This window comes from Acidovorax sp. SUPP2539 (assembly GCF_030158975.1).
Classification (GTDB): domain Bacteria; phylum Pseudomonadota; class Gammaproteobacteria; order Burkholderiales; family Burkholderiaceae_C; genus Paracidovorax.
Genome location: NZ_BQXJ01000004.1, coordinates 423814 through 442315, shown reverse-complemented (window position 1 = coordinate 442315; position 18502 = coordinate 423814). Strand labels below are relative to the sequence as shown.

The following is an 18502-nucleotide window of genomic DNA, read 5'->3' as shown; positions in this document are numbered from 1 at the left end:
TTGCCGGTAGCCCTGGGGCCGGCGCCAGCCTCCATGGCCCCTGCGCCGGGGCCATGGAGCATCGGCATCAACCGAACACGATCTCGAAATCGCTGTCCGATGCGCTGAGCTGGATCTGGCGGATCACGTGCGCGTCCACGGACGATTGCAGGAACTGCATGGCCAGGCGTGGCAGCAGGTTCTGCGTGATGATGCCGTCCACCATGCGCGCGCCGGATTCGACCTCGCTGCAGCGCTGGCGGATCAGCTGCACCGCGGCCTCGTCGAACGTGAACTGCGCGTTGTGCCGCTCCAGGATGCGGGTCTGGATGCGCTGCAGTTGCAGGCGGATGATCTGGTCCAGCATCGCGTCGGAGATGGGGAAATACGGCACCACCACCAGCCGGCCCAGCAACGCAGCCGGAAACTTTTCGAGCAACGGCTGGCGCACGGCCTTGGCCAGGGCCTCGGGCGGCGGCACCAGATCGGGGTCGCGGCACATGCCGGCGATCAGCTCCGAACCCACGTTGGAGGTCAGGATGATCACCGTGTTCTTGAAATCGATGTAACGCCCTTCCCCGTCTTCCATCCAACCCTTGTCGAACACCTGGAAGAACAGCTCGTGCACGTCGGGGTGGGCCTTCTCGATCTCATCGAGCAGCACCACGCTGTAGGGCCGACGGCGCACGGCTTCGGTCAGCACACCGCCTTCGCCGTAGCCCACGTAGCCGGGCGGCGCGCCCTTCAGGGTCGAGACCGTGTGCGCTTCCTGGAACTCGCTCATGTTGATGGTGATGAGGTTCTGTTCGCCACCGTACAGCGCCTCGGCGAGCGAAAGCGCGGTCTCGGTCTTGCCAACGCCCGACGGACCTGCCAGCAGGAACACGCCGATGGGCTTGCCCGGGTTGTCCAGCTGCGCGCGGGCGGTCTGGATGCGCCGCGTGATGGCCTCCAGGCCGTGCCGCTGGCCGATCACCCGCTTTTCCAGCGTGTCCGCCAGCGTGAGCACCGATTTGACTTCGTCGCGCACCATGCGGCCCACCGGAATGCCGGTCCACTCCGCCACCACGGCGGCCACCACGCTGGCATCGACCACGGGCTGCAGCAGCGGGTCCTCGCCCTGCATGCGCAGCAGTTCACCGCGCAGGCCACTTAACTGCTGGACAGCAGCGGGGTCCGTACCGTCGCCCTGCGCTGGCGACGGTGCCGAATCGGCCGGGCCCTGCGCATCGGCGGGTGCCACGGTGCCGCCCTGCGCAACGCTTTCGGCGTGCGGCGCAGCTTGGGCCGCGGCTTCCTTGGCCACGCGGCGGGACAGCACGGCAGCCTCCACGTCCACGATCTGCTGCACCATGGCCTTTTCGCTTTCGAAGCGGGCCTTGAGCACCTCATGCTCCGCCTCCAGCCGCGCCAGCGACGCATTGATTTCGTCGAAGCGTTCGGTCTCGCCCACGCCCAGGTCCAGCTCGCGCTGCACGATGTCCTTTTCGACCGCCAGCGACTCCAGTTGCCGGATCACGGCCTCCAGGCGCGCCGGGGTGGCATGCAGGCCCATCGCCACGCGCGAGCAGGCGGTGTCCAGCAGGCTCACCGCCTTGTCCGGCAGTTGCCGCGAGGGGATGTAGCGGTGCGACAGGCTGACGGCGGCAGCCACCGCGTCGTCGCCGATGCGCACGCGGTGGTGGCCTTCCAGCTTGGCGGCCACGCCACGCAGCATGAGCACGGCCTTGGCTTCGTCCGGCTCGTGGATCTGCACGAGCTGGAAGCGCCGGGTGAGCGCCGGGTCTTTCTCGATGTACTTTTTGTACTCGGCCCAGGTGGTGGCGCCGATGGTGCGCAGCACGCCGCGCGCGAGCGCCGGCTTGAGCAGGTTGGCCGCATCGCCCGTGCCGGCCTGCCCGCCCGCGCCGATCAGCGTATGGACTTCGTCAATGAAGAGCACGATGGGCGCCGTGCTGGCCTGCACCTCGTCCAGCAGGGCCCGCAAGCGGTTCTCGAACTCGCCCTTCATGCTGGCGCCGGCCTGCAGCAGGCCGATGTCCACGACGCGCAGCTGCACGTCCTTGAGCGGCGGCGGCACATCGCCCGCCGCGATGCGCAGCGCCAGGCCTTCGACCACGGCCGTCTTGCCCACGCCAGCCTCACCGACGAGGATCGGGTTGTTCTGGCGGCGGCGCATCAGGATGTCGACCATCTGGCGGACTTCTTCGTCGCGCCCGGTGACGGGGTCCAGCTCTTGCTGGCGCGCGCGCTCGGTCAGATCGACCGTGTATTTCTGCAACGCCTCGCCACGCCCCGTGCCGGCCGGGCCTGTGGCACCACTGGCCTCGCCGGGCACGCCCGAGAGGCCGGAACCGTCTGCCGCGCCCAGGCGCGATTCCGGCGAATCGGGCAGCAGCCGCGCGAACGCGTCGCTCAAGGCCGGCTCCGTCAAGCGGCCCAGTTCGCTGGAGATGGCCCGCAATTCATTGGCCAGCGCACGCGTGCGCACCATGCCGGAGAGCCAGTAGGCACTGCGGATCTGGGACTCGCCGAACATCAGCGTGGCATAGACCCAGCCACGCTCGATGGCGGTCTCGATCTGGGCCGAGAAATCGCTGATCGAGGTGGCCCCGCGAGGAAGACGGTCCAGGCTCTGCAGCACGTCGGCCGCGAGCTTTTCGGCATCGATCTCGAAGTGCCGGAACACGCGCACCAGATCGGAATCGGTTTCCTGCAGCAGTTGGTGCAGCCAGTGCACCAGCTCCACATACGGGTTGCCGCGCAGTTTGCAGAACACCGTAGCGCTTTCCAGCGACTTGAACAGCAGGGGATTCAATTTTCCGAAAAGGGCTTGCCGGCTAATTTCAGACATGGGACCTCGGTGAGTCAGTTTTTAAAAAGGGAACGCATCAGGTGTGCGCGGATGTGGGCGGCGAGGTGGAGCGGCGGGCAGCGCCCTTGCGCAGGGTCAGCCAGTGCTCGGGGTCCAGGCGGAAGTCGTCCGGATCGCGGGTGGCGGGCGCCGACAGTGACCAGGTCGTCCACCCCAGCCGCGTGGCGCCGCCGAGCTGGCAGGGGGGCACGTCTTCGCGGCGCAGCACCAGCTCGAAGTCCCACGCGAACTCGATGCCCAGGTAGTTGCGCACCCAGTCCACCAGCGCCTGGAAGTCTTCGCCTGAAGGCAGGAAGCGTTCGTACTGCGCCAGCGTGAGCGGCCCGATCCGCAACCGGAATTTGCTCTGTGCATCGGGCACCCGGCTTCCGACCACGGTGTCCACGCCCAGTTGTGAATTGCAGGCATTGCGCGACAGCCGCGTCTGCTGGCGGGGTTCGAGTTCCAGGTAGTGCAGCGCGTATTCGATCAACTCCACCGGCACGCCGAAATACAGGCGAATGGCCGCCGTCAGGCCTTCCGGGTTGCGCGTCCAGCGGGTGAGGTGGCCCGCCATGTACTGCTTGGCGTGGTCCGGCACCGCGTCGCGGGACCGCTGTGTGGGCTCGCCCAGCCCCACCAGGCTGCGCACGTGCCGGCCGAAGGAGTCGTCGCCCGCCCGGTCCAGCGAGGTGGTCGGCTGCGGGTCAGACCAGGCCCGAAAGAACAGCAGCAAGAGCCGGTGGTGGAAGATGTCCGAGAAGCGCGCCAGCGTCGGGTCGTCGTACTGCCTCAGGCGCTCGCGCACGTACTCCGTGAGGTGTGTGGGCATCGGCCCGTTGGGCCCGTAGAGCCCGAAATTCCACACCATCAGCCGCTCTGGCTGGCCCGCCACAGCGGGCAGGACCTCCGCGAGGGTCGCCGGCGCAAAGGCCAGCGACGGGTCCTGGCCCAGGCGCAGAGACTCGCCCTGGGGCCGCAGTGCCCGGCCGAACCGGGGAAACTCGGGCTGGCGGGCCTGCAGCAGCCGCAACGTGAAGAACAGATCGAATTCGTGCGGGTTGTCTTTCAGCTTCTGCCAAAAGAGCGCCACCCCGGCCTCGCTCGCCGGCCGTGCAATCCGCGCCTGCCGGGCGTCGCCCGCGTCGAGCGTGGGCAAACGGCTCATGTGCAGGGCCTTTGGCCAGGCCGCACGCGCCACTGCGCGATGCGGCCGCGCTGGCGCGAATCGAGGGCCAGTTCGGTGTAGCTGTTCACTCCCACGTGCCGCGCGAAGAAGCGCTCCAGGACGGCCATCAGCGGCCAGGGGCTGACACCGGCCAGCGAGCTTTCGTCCACGCCGACCGAGACCCCCACGCCACGGCCATACACCAGTTGCCCATGCTGAGGCAGGCGGCGGGTGATGGCGGAAATGCCCACGCCCTTGATGCTGGAGACCTGGCCAGACAGGTCCTTGTCGCCCAGGTCGAGGTACAGCCGCAGCAGATCGCGCAGCGTGGCCGCGCCCTCTTCTTCCGACAGGTCGGTCATCGCCAGGTAGTTCAGGGACAGGTGCGAGATGAGGCGCCAGGTGATCTCGTTCTCAGCCACGCTGGACGTGGGCCGCGTGGGGCCCGCGACAGTGCGAACGCGGTCCACCGGCACGGATTCCACCGTGGTGAAGTCGCCCTCGCTGCTGCGCCCGCCCATCAGCAACGGCAGGTCGCGGTTGGTGCACAGGGTGCGCACGCTCAGCTGCTTGAGATCGTCCGAAAACGGGGCTTCCCGCTGATCCACGAGGGAGATGAACACCTCGCTGCCTAGGTACTGCGTGCGGGGGCCGAAGCGCGCCGCATGCTCCGAAAACAGGCGAGGCTCCCTGCGCGCAGCAAAGTAGGCCTGGTCGCTGGACCGGATGCCATGGATGGAAGAAAACAGCGGCACGAACTCGCGGTCGTTGAGCTGCCCCTCGCGGTGGCCGGTCACGCCCAGAACGCTGTAGACCTCGAAATCCCGAGGGCGGGTGCGGTCGGGCACCACGTGGTATTCGTTGACGTTCGGCGCCACATGGATGCGGTCGGCCGGGCGTTCGAACAGGTTGATCGCGGGCACGCAGTGCAGCAGGAACTTGTGCCGATCCACCTGGGCTTCCAGCGCAGGCTGGGCACGGCGCAGCAGCAAGGTGATCGCAACGGCCTTGGTCTCGGCCTTGGCCAGTGCGGTTTGCAGCCCGCGAATCGAGAAGAACCGGAACCGCGCCGGGAACGCGAAATACTCATGGAGCAGCCGGTGCCCCTGGAAGCTGCGGTGCGAGTACGGCAGCAGGGCCTGCGACTGCTCGTAGCCTTCTGCCTGCAGGGCATCGGCCGGCAGGTGGGCCCAGACCCGCGAGGGGTCCTGCGCATCGTGCACCACGATGCCGATCAGCGACTCGTGGATCAGCTCCTGCAGGTGCGATGCCACCGCATCGCCTGCCGAGATGTGCACCTCCAGCCGGTCCATGCGCAGGTCGCAAAACCGCAGCGCTCCACGGGTGGACAGGTCGATGCGCAGGTGTGCCGCAGGCTCTTCGGGCAGGCGCAGCCGCGACAGCGGCAGGTCCAGCGGCGGGCCGCCGAGTCGGGCCTGGGTGAGATCGATTGGCCACAAAGTAAGCTCGTGCCCGGTGCGGAAGTCGCACGGCGTCTGCTCCTCCGCCGTCTTGCGCGCCCTCAGCACGCTGCCCACCGGCAGCGTGTAGCCATCGGCCAGGCTCCCTTCGCTCGCGCTGGGGTCCATCTGCACCACCACCATCGACGGCGTGGGGGCCAGATAGTGCGGGCAAACCATTTCCAGAATGCGCTGGGAGAGCCGGGGAAACTCCGCATCCATCTTCATCTGGATGCGGGCGGTCAGGAAGCTGAACCCCTCAAGCAGGCGCTCCACATAAGGGTCGGCCACCTCCAGTTCGCGCAGCGACAGGCGCCCCGCCACCTTGGGAAAGGCGGCCGCGAATTCGGCACCCAGTTCCCGCAGATAGCTGAGTTCCCGGTTGTAGTACTCGACAAGGCGAGGATTCATCGGGACATGCCCTCCGGCACATGGAGGACCGGTCGGATGGCGCAAATATGCATGGCCTGGATCACTTCACCGTAAATCAGAGACGACCACCTGCCCGGTTTCCAGGTCCAGGCTGGTCTTGAGCAGCAATTCCATCGGATAAGGCGCGGACCAGAACTGGCAGCGGATTTCGAACTGCAGCGTGTTGTGGTGGCTGAACAGCTTGCTGGAGGGGGCCAGGGCCACCGTCAGCGTGTCGCGAAGGATGCGGGGCTCGTGGGCCAGGATGGACTTGCGGATGGCTTTCTCGATGTCCTTCCAGTCCAGCTCGGACAGCAACTGGCCTGCCAGTGGCGTCATGCCGAAGTTGATCACCGACCGTTCTGCCTCGGGAAGGCCGTCGAAGTCGATGTGCGAGGTCGCATCCGAAGCGTTGAGCAACCAGTTCAGATCCCGCAACAAGGCCTGGCGCAGGCGGGCCTCGGTGACATAGACGGCATCGGCACGCTCGGTGCGCTTGCTGGGCTCGTGGTCCGTCAGGCGGTCCAGCAGGGCCGGCTGCAGGCGGTCCTTTCCGTTGCCGAAGTTGTCATTGGGGCGCGTGGTCGCCATGGATCGGATCAGCCCTGGGTCGATTCGGCCGTGAACTTGATGCGGCGCACGTCCAGCAGCGCATGGTCTGCCTGCTCGGAAATCCACACGCGCTGGCCGAGGCCAGCCACCTGCTCCTGCCCCAGATCGCTCCACTCGGTGGTGCGCGACAAGCGCACGCCATCGGACGCCACGCTTTCCGAGCCCGGGTACCGGGTGGGAATGAAGCCGAGCATCTGCCCGCCGTTGACCAGCGTCACCTCGCAGGCCGACCAGACCAGATCGCGCAAGTCCTGCGGTTTTTCGAAGTTGATCTGCTGGATCGCGGTGAAAGGAACCCAGTAGTACCCGCCGTTGGCATACAACTCGCAGACCGGGCCCAGCCGTGCATCGGAATCCGCCAGCCACTCGAAGGGGGTTCCGTCCAATTCACCCGGCGAAGCAGGTGCCTCGTCAAAGGCACTGCTGCGCAGTTCGGCGGCCTTTTCGGCCTGGCCGTCCGCCGCGCACTGGAGCGCCTCGACCATCCAGCCCAGCCAGGCCGGAGGGTCCCCGAGAATCTGTGGTGTGCGCCGGCCAGCGAACACGTCCCGCCGAGCCACTTCGCAAAGAATCACCTCGCGGTAGGCCTTGGCCATCGGCGCCGTCTTGCTGTCCAGTTGCGCGCAGATCTGCAACTGGTCGAGCGCCTTCTGCCACTCGCCGAACAGCACCAGCATCTGAAAGTAGTAAACGCGCAGAGACGCATCCGCCGGATCCTTGCGAATGGCCTCCTTCAACGAACTCAGCTGCGTATCCAACGGAAGCTTGGAATCAAAGATCATGGGACGGATGGGACCTTGAACGAAAAGGCATGAAGACAGCGCCGCCGATGCATCCTCCCGGCGGGAAGCCGGCGCGAGACCAGGGCCGATGCCATGTCAGGCACCCCGTGGTCTGCGCCCATCGAAAGTCAGCGCGGTGGTGAATCCACAGGCGTGGGAGTCATGACCCCCGACGCCTGTCGCAAGAGCGCTGGATCAGTCGCCGGCTTGCTTGACCGACGGCAGCTTCGAAACCAGGCGCAGCGAAACAGTCAGGCCTTCGAGTTGGTAGTGCGGACGCAGGAAGAACTTGGAGGTGTAGTAACCCGGGTTGCCCTCGACCTCTTCCACTTGCACTTCGGCAGCCGCCAGAGGCTTGCGGGCCTTGGTTTCCTGCGACGAATTGGCTGGATCGCCATCGACGTAATTCATGATCCAGTCGTTCAGCCACAGCTCCATGTCGGAACGCTCCTTGAACGATCCGATCTTGTCGCGCACGATGCACTTGAGGTAGTGCGCAAAGCGGCAGCAGGCAAACATGTAAGGCAGGCGCGCGGACAGATTGGCATTGGCCGTGGCGTCGGCGTCGTAGTACTCGGCCGGCTTGTTCAGCGACTGTGCACCGATGAATGCGGCCACATCGGAGTTCTTGCGGTGCACCAGGGGCATGAAGCCGTTCTTGGCGAGCTCCGCTTCGCGGCGGTCGCTGATGGCGATTTCGGTCGGGCACTTCATGTCCACGCCACCATCGTCCGTCGGGAAGGTGTGGGCAGGCAGGTTGTCCACCGCACCGCCGGACTCGACGCCGCGGATGGACGTGCACCAGCCGTAGTACTTGAACGAGCGGTTGATGTTCACGGCCATCGCATAGGCCGAGTTGGCCCAGCAGTACTTGCTGTGATCGCCGCTGGCGGTTTCCTCTTCGAAATCGAATTCGTCCACCGGGTTGGTCTTGGCGCCGTAGGGAAGGCGCGCCAGGAAACGCGGCATGGCCAGGCCGATGTACTTCGAATCATCGGACTCGCGCAGGCTGCGCCAGGCGGCGTACTCGGTGTTGGTGAAGATCTTCGTCAGGTCGCGGGGATTGGCCAGTTCCTGCCAGGATTCCATCTGCATCATGGCGGGCGAGGCGCCGGAAATGAAGGGGCAATGCGCCGCGGCGGACACCTTGGCCAGTTCGCCCAGCAATTCCACGTCGGTCGGGCTGTGGTCGAAGTGGTAGTCGCCGACCAGGCAGCCGAAGGGCTCGCCACCGAACTGACCGTATTCCTCTTCGTACACCTTCTTGAAGATGGGGCTCTGATCCCAGCCCACTCCCTTGTAGCGCCGCATGTTGCGATGCAATTCCTTCTTGGAGATGTTCATCACGCGGATCTTGAGCATCTCGTCCACTTCGGTGTTGTGGACCAGATGGTGCAGACCGCGCCATGCGCCTTCCAGTTGCTGGAATTCGCTGTGGTGAATGATCTGGTTCACCTGCTCGGACAGCTTGCGGTCGATTTCCGCAATGATGGCCTGCACCGTTTGATAGGCGTCATCTGACAGCGTCGCGGAGGCCGCCAGGGCCTGCTGGGCCAAGGTCTGTACCGCGGCTTCGACGGCCTCGCGTGCCTGATCGGTCTTGGGCTTGAATTCTTTTTGCAGCAGCGAAGCGAATTCGTTGCCTTCGAGTGTCTGGGCGGCTGGTGCCGCTTCCATTTGGCGTGCGTTCATGGTCGGGTCACTCCTCGCTTATTTCACGTCCGTCGATGGTTCAGCGCTGTCGGCCGGCTTGGGCATGGCGGCGAGCGATTTGAGCAATGCCGGATCCTTCAAGACCTTGCTGATCAATTCTTCGGCCCCTTGCTTGCCGTCCATGTACGACAGCAGGTTGTGCAACTGCGTGCGTGCCTCGAGCATGGAATTGAGCGCACCGACCTTGCGGGCGATGGCCGCGGGCGAAAAATCCTCCATGCTGTCGAACGTGAGTTCGATGTGCAGGCGGCCATCGCCGGTCAGGGTATTGGGCACGTTGAAAGAGACGCGGGGCTTGATGGACTTCATCCGCGCATCGAAATTATCGATGTCGATTTCCAGGAATTTGCGGTCGGCAATCTCCGGCAATGCTTCGACAGGCTTGCCGGACAAGTCGGCCATCACGCCCATCACAAACGGGATCTGCACTTTCTTTTCAGAGCCGTAGATTTCCACGTCGTATTCGATCTGGACCCGGGGCGCGCGATTGCGAGCGATGAATTTCTGACCACTCTTGCCCGTTTTGCTCAGTGTCATGATGTAACTTCTCTTTTCCTAGGATTTATAAAACGTGAGCGTAGGGTCTTGTGAAGGCATCGCAATTACAACGACTTCGCAACAACACCAACTTACAAATTCATAACAAAATGGAACGCCCATTTCTTCGGGCACGCCGCATCACCGTTCTTGGTCGGCTGGATTACCACTCCGCTACTGGAACATACCGCAGAGAAGGTCCGCGGATCCAGGCTTCAACCCATGAATGGAACTTTGGACAGGCTGCAGTATCCGCACTGCTCTCCGTCCCGCAAGTATCTCCAGCCCTTCGCGACTAAATGCTACAAAACGTTTACAGAGGGCTCTTCACCCCAGTGATATTTTCCACTTGGGCCACGCTGTCTGGAGACAGTTCGCGAAGAATGTCCAGAAAGTCCAGGCCCATCAGCCGCACGGCCCTTCGGATCAGCAAGGGAGCAGGATTGGTAGGCTCGGTGCGTTCCAGAAATTCAGCAATCTCCATCAGGCGCGACACGGCATCGGACCGCGTGCGCAGCGCAAATCCCTGGTTGGCTGCGACAGCCACAAGAGTTTCAGCAGGTACGCCCCCCGCCTCGTCCACCGCGTCCGACACCGGCGCGGCAGCATCGGCATCCTTGGGAATCAGATCGCGAAGCACGCTGAACACGCCGCGAATCTGCTCCAGATCGGGTCGTTGGTCCGCGTCGAGTCGATCGCGGAAGATGGCTTGCATCGAATCGAAAGCCTCGCTGGCCACGACCCACGCGCGGAGCGTCTCGTTGCCCTGCCGCCAGGCGTCGAACACGGCGCCACGCAATTGATCCAGCGACATCTTGATGGTGCCCTCGGCTGCCGTGCCGCGCGCCAGGGCCTCCGCATCCCGGACATTGATCGCACCTGCAGCAGACCGCAAGAAATCCTGTTGGCGAAGATCCCGCAGTTGCCCGGTCACGTCGTTCAACGAAGCCACCGCATTCATCCGCATGAAGTGATCGCCGTCTTCCGGCAGCGGATGGAGGTGATCCCAATGCTGGCTGAACATGACAGACATCAGCTGCACCCCCTGGGACATGCCGCGAACGCCCTGCGTGTTGGTCAGGGCTTGGGACAGCTTCGCCACCACCCGGATGTCCTTGGTGCGAGACAGGAGCGCCGTGGAGCGCTTTTCCACGTCACGCCAGTCCGGCGGCTCCGCCGGGATCACGGTCTCGCCGAACTGCTGCTCCGGCTTGCCATTCGCGGCGTTTTCCAGGGCAAGAAACTCGGCGTCGTACGTCAGGTCCTCACCGCAAGGTGGTGCATCGCTGGTGGGCTCCAGCAGGGCGTCAAGATCGATCATTCAAATACCTGTCAGTTCGCATTGAAGATGCTCGCTCGGGCTCAATAAAAGAAGAAAGAAGGGCACCGACATGGCTAGGGGGCCTTTTTGAAAAGCCGAGAGAACAGATGGCCATCGAAGGCACCTCCGTGCTCCACCATTTCGCTGCCCCCCGCCGCATCGGACCACCAGACGCTGCGCGCCTGTTGCGAGCGCAAGATATCGCGCCCGGCGCTCCAGGGCCGGCCATTGACGGTGCCGCCACCGGACGATGGGCTCAGCCCCAGGTCCGCCAGGATGCCCGCCATCGAAGGCGCAGCCGCTGGTGCAGGTGCAGGCTTGTCTGCGTGAAACGGCCATGGCAACGAAGAAAGCCGTGCATCCAGCTCTTCCGCAGGCAGGGCCAGCCTGCGGGCCTCGATGATGGCGTCCCGCGTACCAGAGAAGAATCGCTCCAGCGTCGGGTCGGATACCAAAGCGCTGGTCCGATCGGTGGCGATGGCCACTGCCGTGATGGGATAGCACCGCCCGATGCGGTCCGCACTCGGGGCCAGCACGCCGCACACCGGCAAGGTCTTCCCGCCCAGGCTGGCAATGAAGAACCACAGCGGCGATTGAATGAAGCCAGGCTCCCATTGCCCCGGGCCCTGCGCGCGCAATTGCTCCAGCCCGCGGCTCAACCAGGCGTCCCATTCGTCACCGATGGCGCGGGGCATCCTGCGTCCCACGAAATCGCCCTGCCCCGGCAGCTTTCCAAACCAGGCGATGCGGGACTGCACTTGCGGCGACGCTTGACTCACAGGTTGCCAGGACACTCGAACTCCTCCATGGCTTTGAGACGGAAAGGATTCAGCACGCTGCCTGTGGTGATTTCGAATCGCAGGCGCCGCCCATCGATATTGAAAGCCGCGATGAAGCGCTCAGGTGCGTTGCCAGGCAGAATCTGCGCCCGGTCGAAGAACCGATGCAATGCCCAAGGTCCTTCGGTGACCAAGCCGGTGTTTTCGGCCCCCGATCCGGTCAACTGCAGCCGGACCTGCCCCGTGCCACGAGCACCCGGCCAGTTCACCGACTTCGGAATCTGAGGCCCGTGCTGGTAGCGCAGCACTTCGCCATCCACATCCAGCACCATTTGCGTGATGGCAGCATCCATCTCCAAGGGCTTGATGTCCAGCCGGATCGAGGGGGCCTTGCCGCCGGCCCGGAAATAGACATCCCGAATGACGGAGGCGCGCTGGAACGAAGCCAGCGCGGCAGAGCCGCCCACGGGCGAACCGTCCACACCCTGCTTGAAGCTCCAGGGATTGGTGGAAATATCGACCATCGGCTGCAGCGTGGTGCGGAAAAATTCATCCATGGTGCCGCCCACGGAGAACAGGCGGGCGAAGTCATCCGTCGTCACATCGCGGCCTGCGCTGCGCGTGAAGGGATAGCGACCCAGGATCGCGCGCCGGCAAAAGGCGCCGATCGTGGCGTTGAGATTTCCGCCCACCGCGGCGCGCACGTCGCGCCCCACGAAAGCCGAAGTGGCTCCTGCCAGATCTTCGTACATGACGTTGAGGGGTGGCGGCACGCGCTTGGCTTCCGTGCGCACCCGTTCCAGCGTGGCAGAAAGCGAAGGCGGCACCGTGCCACCGGCACTGACCTGCTGCCTCGCCGATGCGATCACCGCCGCCGCCTCGTTCAGCACCTGCAGGCTCGCGGTCATGGGAGAAGGGCCCGAACCGTTCGAAGTAGCCAGCCGCCGATACTCGCGGAAGCGGAAATCGACCAGATCCGCCTCCAGCGTACCGCTGGAGGTCAGCCCCGCCACATTCACCTGCTTGCCGGTCAGGCGGCTCAACTGCTCCTGCTCTTCCTTGATGCGGTTGATTTTCTCGCCCAGCCAACTGCTGGTTCCGCCCCCAGCGGAAGGGCGCTGGCCGAGGGTGGTTTCCTTCGCGACGGCGCGAATGAACTGCTCCAGGCTGGAGTTGGCGGCAGAGTACAGGCGAGCCTGCTCTCCCGCCTGATCGAGGGAGGCGATGCGCACCGGGCGCACATCGGCCAGGAAGTCCTCCCAGAGCTTGGCGTACTCCATCAGGTAAAGCCGCTTGACCTCGAGCGCCAGCTGACCGGTCAGCACTTCGTTGGCCGTACTGCGCCGCCCATCGGCCTTGCCCAGCACCCAGCTTTCCTCCTGGGACAACAACGCCGTGACCTTGGGCAGTTCCTGTGCGAACGCCCCGTAGTACCCGTCATAGGTGAACAGGCCGGAAATGCCCTGGGTCAGCGGACGGCCACTGCGGCGGGAGAACACCTGCGGCGCCTCGGGACCGCTGGCGCGAACCACCGTGAATTCGGGCGGCAACGAATTGCCCGTGAGCAGCAATTGCTTGAGCCGGCTGTAGGCCCGTTGTGCCGGCGACATCTGGGCCAGCCGCTGGCGCACTTCGGCCACCAGCTGCTGATCCATCGGCACCGGGGCCACCAGCGCGCGGTCTTCCATCAGATTGTCGAGGTGATGCGCGAGCTGATTGACGACGCCGGATTGCACCAAACCAGGCGGAAGAGACGTTTCCCAATCGTTGACCATCCATGCACGGATGGCCTTGGCATTGAAGCGCTCGGGCTCGTACAGCATCAGGTAGACCTTCAGCGCTTCGAAGCTCGCCTCCGGGTTGCTCGTGGACGTCTGCTGCAGCGACCGGCGCAAATGCCGGGACAGGCGCGGCAGCCAAGCATCTTCGAGCAGGCGCATGTAGGTGGCATCCGCAGCCGTCTGGACCTTGGGCACCTGCAGCAAGCCCTGGCGCCAGCTCAACGGGGCGGAGTCGCCCTCGTAGCGTTGGCTCACGGCCAGGGACTCCGCATTGTTCAACAGCGGCAGCAAGCTCACCATGTCTTCGGGGTCGGCATCGCGGGCATCGTTGACCGCCTGCTTGAGCGCGGGAACCCGGTCTTTCACTTCTCCGATGTAGGCCACGTTGTTGTCGTGGCTGACGGTCCAGGCGACGGTCACACCGACCAGGGCCAGAACCAGGGCAATGAGCCCTCCTGCCTGGGCAAGGCGCAACTGCCGTTCTTTCTTGGCATTGCGGCCAGTCAAGCCCGCTTCATTGAACATCACGCCTTTGAGCAGCGTTTCAATGAAATAGCTCTTGCCGCTTTTGGCACCCACCGAAGCCCCTGCAGGGGAAGGAACCGCGAACCGGCGCGAGAGTGCCGAAAGCACCCGGTCGAACGGCATGCCCTCTTGCGTTCCGCTGGTGAAATACACGCCCCGGAAAAGCGGCTTTTCCTTGAACCGGGACGATGCGAAGATGGTGGAAAGCGTTTCCTGCAACACATCGCGCAAACCGACGAACTGCTGCGGCAGGCCATAGATCAGGCCCCGGCGCGCCAGATCGGGCTCGGAGAGCAGGCGCTGCGGCAACAGGCGATTGATCTGCCCTGCCAGCTCGTCGAATTCAGCGCGAAAGCGGGCTGCCGGCTCCTCTTGCACACCCCCTTCGTTGTATGGGCTGGTGAACCCCCAGACCTGAGCCCGCTCCTCGCGATTCATGTTGCCGAAGAATTCGTTGAACCCGGCCAGCAAGTCGGTCTTGGTGACCAGCACATACACGGGGAACTTGATCGCAAGCTCTTCGCACAGTTCGCCCAGGCGCATGCCAATCAGCCGCGCCAAGCGTTCACGCTCCGCGTCGGTGCTGCTCAGCAACTCCTGAACACTCAACGTGACCAGCACGCCATTGACAGGCTGCCGCCCCCGGAATCGGCGCAGCAAGGACAAGAATCCGCCCCAGGCGGCCTTGTCTTGGGTCTCATCGCTTTCCTGGGTCGTGTAACGTCCTGCGGTGTCCAGAAGCACCGCCTGATCGGTGAACCACCAGTCGCAATTGCGCGTGCCACCCACGCCCCGAATCGAAGCCTTTCCGAACTGGGCCTCCAACGGAAAATCCAGACCGGAATTGACCAGCGCCGTGGTCTTGCCCGAGCCGGGCGAGCCGATGATCAGATACCAGGGCAACTGGTAGATGTAGCGGCGATTCAGCCGTCCGAACCAGCCTTGTTCCGTTTGTCCAAAGCGCGTCTTGCTCAAAACGCTGATCGCTTCCTTGAAGCGGGTTTCGAGTTCGGCGACTTCTTCTTCCCCTGGACCGGCTTTTTCAGCCGGCCGGTCACCCGTGCCGAACCGGGCCAGTTGGGACAGCAGGCGAGCGTTCATCTGCTTCGCACGCCACCACTGAACCAAGAGCTTCAAGAACCAGAACGCGAAGATCGCAAAGATCAACCATCCACGGACCTGAGGGCTTTCCAGGGGTTGGTAAGGCTTGATGTAGATCAGCGGTCCGATGAACCAGATGACCAAGCTCAAGAGCACCAGTCCCAGCAGGACCAGCGTGAACCGGTTGAACAGGAAATCGAATATCTTGCGGAACATGCTTATTTTTGATTGGTGGCGCCGCCCCGGGGATTGGCACCCGGGGTGATCTGCAGCTCGCTGTCACGGGTCTGCGGGGCAACATGCAAAACGATCTCCACGCGGCGATTGAGCGCCCTGCCTTCCGGTGTGGTGTTGGGCGCCACCGGATCGCTTTCTGCGCGGCCTTCGGCATGCAACCGGCGCCCATCGGAGACGCTCTTCGTCAGCATGGTGGTGACGGCCTGCGCACGCTCCTGGGACAAATGCCAGTTGGAAGGAAACCGAGCGGTGCGAATGGGAGAGTTGTCGGTGTAACCATTGACCACCACTTTCCCGGACACCTCGTTCAACGCGGCGGCAATGCGCTCGATCACGCCGACATACCGAGGCTTTACCACCGTGGCCCCGGCATCGAACAAACCATCACCGCGCAGGATGATGATGCTTCGGTCGGCTAGGTCGTTGACCTCCACCAGGCCCTCTCGAATTTCGGGCTCCAGGAACTGGCGCAACCTGGGCTTGGGCGCAGCGGCGATGACAGCAGGGGCCTGCGGAAGGCGAATGCCGTTGATCGAAGCGAACAGATCGTCGGACCGCGATGCCAAGCGGTAGTTGAACCAGAGGAAGATCAAAAACGCGATCAGCAAGGCCAGTGCGGCCGCTACCCAAAAAGGAATCAACGTCCAAGGCGGCACCGCCGCGCGCTGAACGCCACGCCAATGCAGCGACAAGGCACCGCTGCGGTCCCCCCTCGCCCCTTCGATGACTTGAAGCAGACGGGCCTTGAGACTCTCCAACTGGCTCTTGCCGTTTTCGACGACGTGGTACCGGCCTTCGAAACCCAGCATCAGGCAGAAATACATCAACTCGATGAGGTCAATGTGCTGGTTGGGCGTTTGCACCAGCTTCGAGAGCAGCTGGAAAAACTTCTCACCGCCCCAGGTTTCGTTGTGCAACGCGACCAGAAGGCTGTACTTGGGCCAGACACCCGAGCCACCCCAAGGGGTCTGCGCCGCCGCCTCGTCGATCGCCGTGCAGATGCAATACCGGGCGCCGATGATGGTCTCCATCGGAACGCCGGTGTTGCCGGCCCGGCTTTCGAACTGCCGGATGTTTTCCAGCAGAAACTGCTGAAATCCGCCAGGGTCGCCATTGGTGGCCATGGCCCGGATCTGAGGGATCAGATTCAGCAGCGTGTTGGAGGCAGCCACGAGGGGGTTGCCCCCGCTGACGACATCCGGAAGCGCCGTTTCGCGCACCGCGCCGCCAGAGGCTTGGGGTGCCGAGGCCCCAGCCCGAGGCGCGGCAGTTCCGGTGCCGGTATCGAAGGCAAATACATTGCCAGAGGTTTGAATGGACATATCGGTTCTTAACGGCGAATGGCCCACATCTCAAGCTGCAGTTCAGGAAACTCGCCGGAGACGTGCAAGGCTAGGCCGCCGGAGTTTTGAAGTTGGCGCCACAGATCGTGCGCCGTATCCAACTCGAAATACGAGTAACCGGCGTGGTAGGGAATTTCGCGGGGAGCGACCGGCAGGGACCGCAGAGTGACGCCAGGCAAATGCAGATTGACCAAGTCCCGAATGCGCTCCACCGGGCCCAGTTTGATCTGGGTCGGAAAGTGCGCCCGCAGAAACTCCACCGTCGCCTGCGAATGCACCGCCAACACGAAGTCGCAACTGGTCAAGAGCTCGGTGCTCGGGATCAGTGCAACATGCACGCCATACTGGCGTTCCTGCAGTTCGATCTGGATGGCGTTTTGCTCCAGCACCGAAGACAGGCCACGCCGCAGCTCCAGCATCAATGGCAGGAAAGAGCTTCGCAAATCGTCATGGTCATAGGCAGGCATGGGCGCAGGACGCCGCTGGTCGCGCGTGAAAGTGGCCAGTTCGCCCGCCATTTTGAGAAGGTCATCGAACAGCCGCTCCGGATGGATGGCGCGGATCCGAACCCAGTGTTCCACCGCCGGCTCCCAGCGGTTCAGGAACTGGAGCATCAGGAAGTCGCCTACCTCCCCCACGCCGCCACGACCCGGCTGGGTCAAGCGCTCTTCCAACGCTGCGCCACGCTGGCGCAGCAGGCCAAACAGCTCACGGCAGAACACTGCGAGGTTGGACATGTCGGCATTGGTGACGACCGTGGGTATGAAGGTGGGGTCCAACAGCAGCGAGCCATCTGCGCGGCGCTCCACCACCTGCACCAACGGCAGGCTGACCCAGCCATCGGCAATGTCCTGCGATGCACGCAGTGCGAGCTTGATCTGTCCGACCTGCACCTCGGCCGCCTGCGCGCCGACGTCGTTGGAATCCGCCACTTCGATCACTTCTGCGGCATAGCGCACGAGCGCGCTCGGCTCTGACCCCAGGGACACCTCAGCAGCCATGCGCCGGCGCATCGGCAAAGCCAGGTGAATGACCGTGTCTTTGACGTCTTTGCCGATGCTCAACGCAGGCGGGGGCTCGTCATGATGGGGAAAGCTGAAAGGCGTGCCGTCCGGCAACACCCCTTCGGCAGAGATCAAGCCGATCTTGCCCAGCGCGAGAAGCTCCGTATCCAGGACGAGGCTCGAAAACCCCCAGAAGAAGAACTGCGTGGGCAGCGTGCGTGCCTGCACCAGAAAATCGGTGAATCGATCTTGCTGCTGAAAATGCTGAGGGCGCAAGAACATGCCCTCCGCCCATACGACCTTGCGCTGCCAGACCATGATAGTTACTGCGATTTTTCTTGGATTTGAACTCTGACGGCGTCCTGGGAGACGGTGACCAAATAGCGTACGGGCTTCAAGCGTTCGGTCTCACCCAGTCCCCACCAGCGCCGGCGCATCTCCACCGAATTGGGTGCCGGCGCAGTGGCGCGCCAGGTGCTTTTCTCCAGGTCACGGTAGCCCGCGAAAAATGCAAAGGCACGGACCTCGGCACTTCCCTTGCGCTCGAAGACGCGCCGCTCTCCGGGCACCACCAGAAACTCTTCGCGTCGCACGAAGTCGCTTGCCAGTTGCGCTTCATCCTTTTCTTGCAGGTCTAGAAAACTGGCCTTGTCGAACGCCGCGGTGGCACGCAATTCGTACATCCGAAGCAAGATAGGCTTGGGAGCGCCATGCACATCGGGATTGAGCTTGGCATCGGCGACCACTTCGAAAATGGCCGGCGGAACGGCAGTAGGGGCTTCCTGGGGGCGATTCATCGAACTGATGACACCGCATCCGGCAAGGCCCAGTACACCGACACCCACGGCCCCTCCGAGCAAAGCACGGCGCAATCCATAAACCCGATCAAGCATCG

At 63.8% G+C, this 18502-nt stretch carries 13 protein-coding genes; all 13 read right to left on the bottom strand.

Features of this window, described 5'->3' with window-relative positions:
* Positions 1 to 67: 67 nt before the first annotated feature.
* The 13 genes from tssH to tssJ all read right to left on the bottom strand — a co-directional run bounded on the left by tssH (position 68) and on the right by tssJ (position 18500).
* Positions 68 to 2833, bottom strand: a complete 2766-nt coding sequence (gene tssH / locus AVTE2539_RS16670) for a type VI secretion system ATPase TssH (RefSeq protein WP_284412236.1) — start codon at positions 2831 to 2833, stop codon at positions 68 to 70.
* A gap of 37 nt (positions 2834 to 2870) precedes the next feature.
* Positions 2871 to 4001, bottom strand: a complete 1131-nt coding sequence (gene tssG / locus AVTE2539_RS16665; protein WP_284412234.1) for a type VI secretion system baseplate subunit TssG — start codon at positions 3999 to 4001, stop codon at positions 2871 to 2873.
* Positions 3998 to 5872 carry a type VI secretion system baseplate subunit TssF gene (gene tssF / locus AVTE2539_RS16660; RefSeq protein WP_284412231.1) on the bottom strand — a complete coding sequence of 625 codons (1875 nt, stop codon included), beginning with the start codon at positions 5870 to 5872 and terminating at the stop codon, positions 3998 to 4000. Before tssF ends, tssG begins: the two co-directional genes overlap by 4 nt.
* Before the next feature lie 66 nt (positions 5873 to 5938).
* Positions 5939 to 6463, bottom strand: a complete 525-nt coding sequence (gene tssE / locus AVTE2539_RS16655) for a type VI secretion system baseplate subunit TssE (protein ID WP_284412228.1) — start codon at positions 6461 to 6463, stop codon at positions 5939 to 5941.
* An 8-nt stretch (positions 6464 to 6471) separates the two neighbouring features.
* On the bottom strand, positions 6472 to 7266 hold the full coding sequence (locus tag AVTE2539_RS16650; RefSeq protein ID WP_284412226.1) for a type VI secretion system accessory protein TagJ: 795 nt from the start codon (positions 7264 to 7266) through the stop codon (positions 6472 to 6474).
* Positions 7267 to 7461: 195 nt separating this feature from the next.
* Positions 7462 to 8958: a type VI secretion system contractile sheath large subunit gene (gene tssC, locus AVTE2539_RS16645; protein WP_284412224.1), complete on the bottom strand. Its 1497-nt coding sequence runs from the start codon at positions 8956 to 8958 to the stop codon at positions 7462 to 7464.
* A gap of 18 nt (positions 8959 to 8976) precedes the next feature.
* Complete coding sequence (tssB, locus tag AVTE2539_RS16640; RefSeq protein ID WP_272563859.1) at positions 8977 to 9516, bottom strand: type VI secretion system contractile sheath small subunit; 540 nt, start codon at positions 9514 to 9516, stop codon at positions 8977 to 8979.
* A gap of 313 nt (positions 9517 to 9829) precedes the next feature.
* Positions 9830 to 10837, bottom strand: a complete 1008-nt coding sequence (tssA, locus tag AVTE2539_RS16635) for a type VI secretion system protein TssA (protein WP_284412222.1) — start codon at positions 10835 to 10837, stop codon at positions 9830 to 9832.
* 74 nt (positions 10838 to 10911) lie between these two features.
* A complete protein-coding gene (tagF, locus tag AVTE2539_RS16630) occupies positions 10912 to 11631 on the bottom strand; it encodes a type VI secretion system-associated protein TagF (protein WP_272563861.1) in 720 nt (239 codons plus the stop codon).
* The gene (gene tssM, locus AVTE2539_RS16625; RefSeq protein WP_284402172.1) at positions 11613 to 15239 is read right to left on the bottom strand and encodes a type VI secretion system membrane subunit TssM; all 3627 of its coding nucleotides are present in this window, start codon (positions 15237 to 15239) and stop codon (positions 11613 to 11615) included. Before tssM ends, tagF begins: the two co-directional genes overlap by 19 nt.
* Positions 15240 to 15241: 2 nt before the next feature.
* A complete protein-coding gene (locus AVTE2539_RS16620) occupies positions 15242 to 16582 on the bottom strand; it encodes a DotU family type VI secretion system protein (RefSeq protein WP_284402174.1) in 1341 nt (446 codons plus the stop codon).
* A gap of 8 nt (positions 16583 to 16590) precedes the next feature.
* On the bottom strand, positions 16591 to 17925 hold the full coding sequence (gene tssK / locus AVTE2539_RS16615; RefSeq protein ID WP_284402176.1) for a type VI secretion system baseplate subunit TssK: 1335 nt from the start codon (positions 17923 to 17925) through the stop codon (positions 16591 to 16593).
* A gap of 5 nt (positions 17926 to 17930) precedes the next feature.
* Entirely contained in the window at positions 17931 to 18500 is a 570-nt protein-coding gene (gene tssJ / locus AVTE2539_RS16610) for a type VI secretion system lipoprotein TssJ (protein ID WP_284412219.1), read from the bottom strand.
* Between the last annotated feature and the right edge of the window lie 2 nt (positions 18501 to 18502).

Excerpts from the sequence above, each read along its gene's own strand:
- tssH (WP_284412236.1), bottom strand. The coding sequence starts at position 2,833 with ATGTCTGAAATTAGCCGGCAAGCCCTTTTCGGAAAATTGAATCCCCTG.
- tssG (WP_284412234.1), bottom strand. The coding sequence starts at position 4,001 with ATGAGCCGTTTGCCCACGCTCGACGCGGGCGACGCCCGGCAGGCGCGG.
- tssF (WP_284412231.1), bottom strand. The coding sequence starts at position 5,872 with ATGAATCCTCGCCTTGTCGAGTACTACAACCGGGAACTCAGCTATCTG.
- tssE (WP_284412228.1), bottom strand. The coding sequence starts at position 6,463 with ATGGCGACCACGCGCCCCAATGACAACTTCGGCAACGGAAAGGACCGC.
- AVTE2539_RS16650 (WP_284412226.1), bottom strand. The coding sequence starts at position 7,266 with ATGATCTTTGATTCCAAGCTTCCGTTGGATACGCAGCTGAGTTCGTTG.
- tssC (WP_284412224.1), bottom strand. The coding sequence starts at position 8,958 with ATGAACGCACGCCAAATGGAAGCGGCACCAGCCGCCCAGACACTCGAA.
- tssB (WP_272563859.1), bottom strand. The coding sequence starts at position 9,516 with ATGACACTGAGCAAAACGGGCAAGAGTGGTCAGAAATTCATCGCTCGC.
- tssA (WP_284412222.1), bottom strand. The coding sequence starts at position 10,837 with ATGATCGATCTTGACGCCCTGCTGGAGCCCACCAGCGATGCACCACCT.
- tssM (WP_284402172.1), bottom strand. The coding sequence starts at position 15,239 with ATGTTCCGCAAGATATTCGATTTCCTGTTCAACCGGTTCACGCTGGTC.
- AVTE2539_RS16620 (WP_284402174.1), bottom strand. The coding sequence starts at position 16,582 with ATGTCCATTCAAACCTCTGGCAATGTATTTGCCTTCGATACCGGCACC.
- tssK (WP_284402176.1), bottom strand. The coding sequence starts at position 17,925 with ATGGTCTGGCAGCGCAAGGTCGTATGGGCGGAGGGCATGTTCTTGCGC.
- tssJ (WP_284412219.1), bottom strand. The coding sequence starts at position 18,500 with ATGCTTGATCGGGTTTATGGATTGCGCCGTGCTTTGCTCGGAGGGGCC.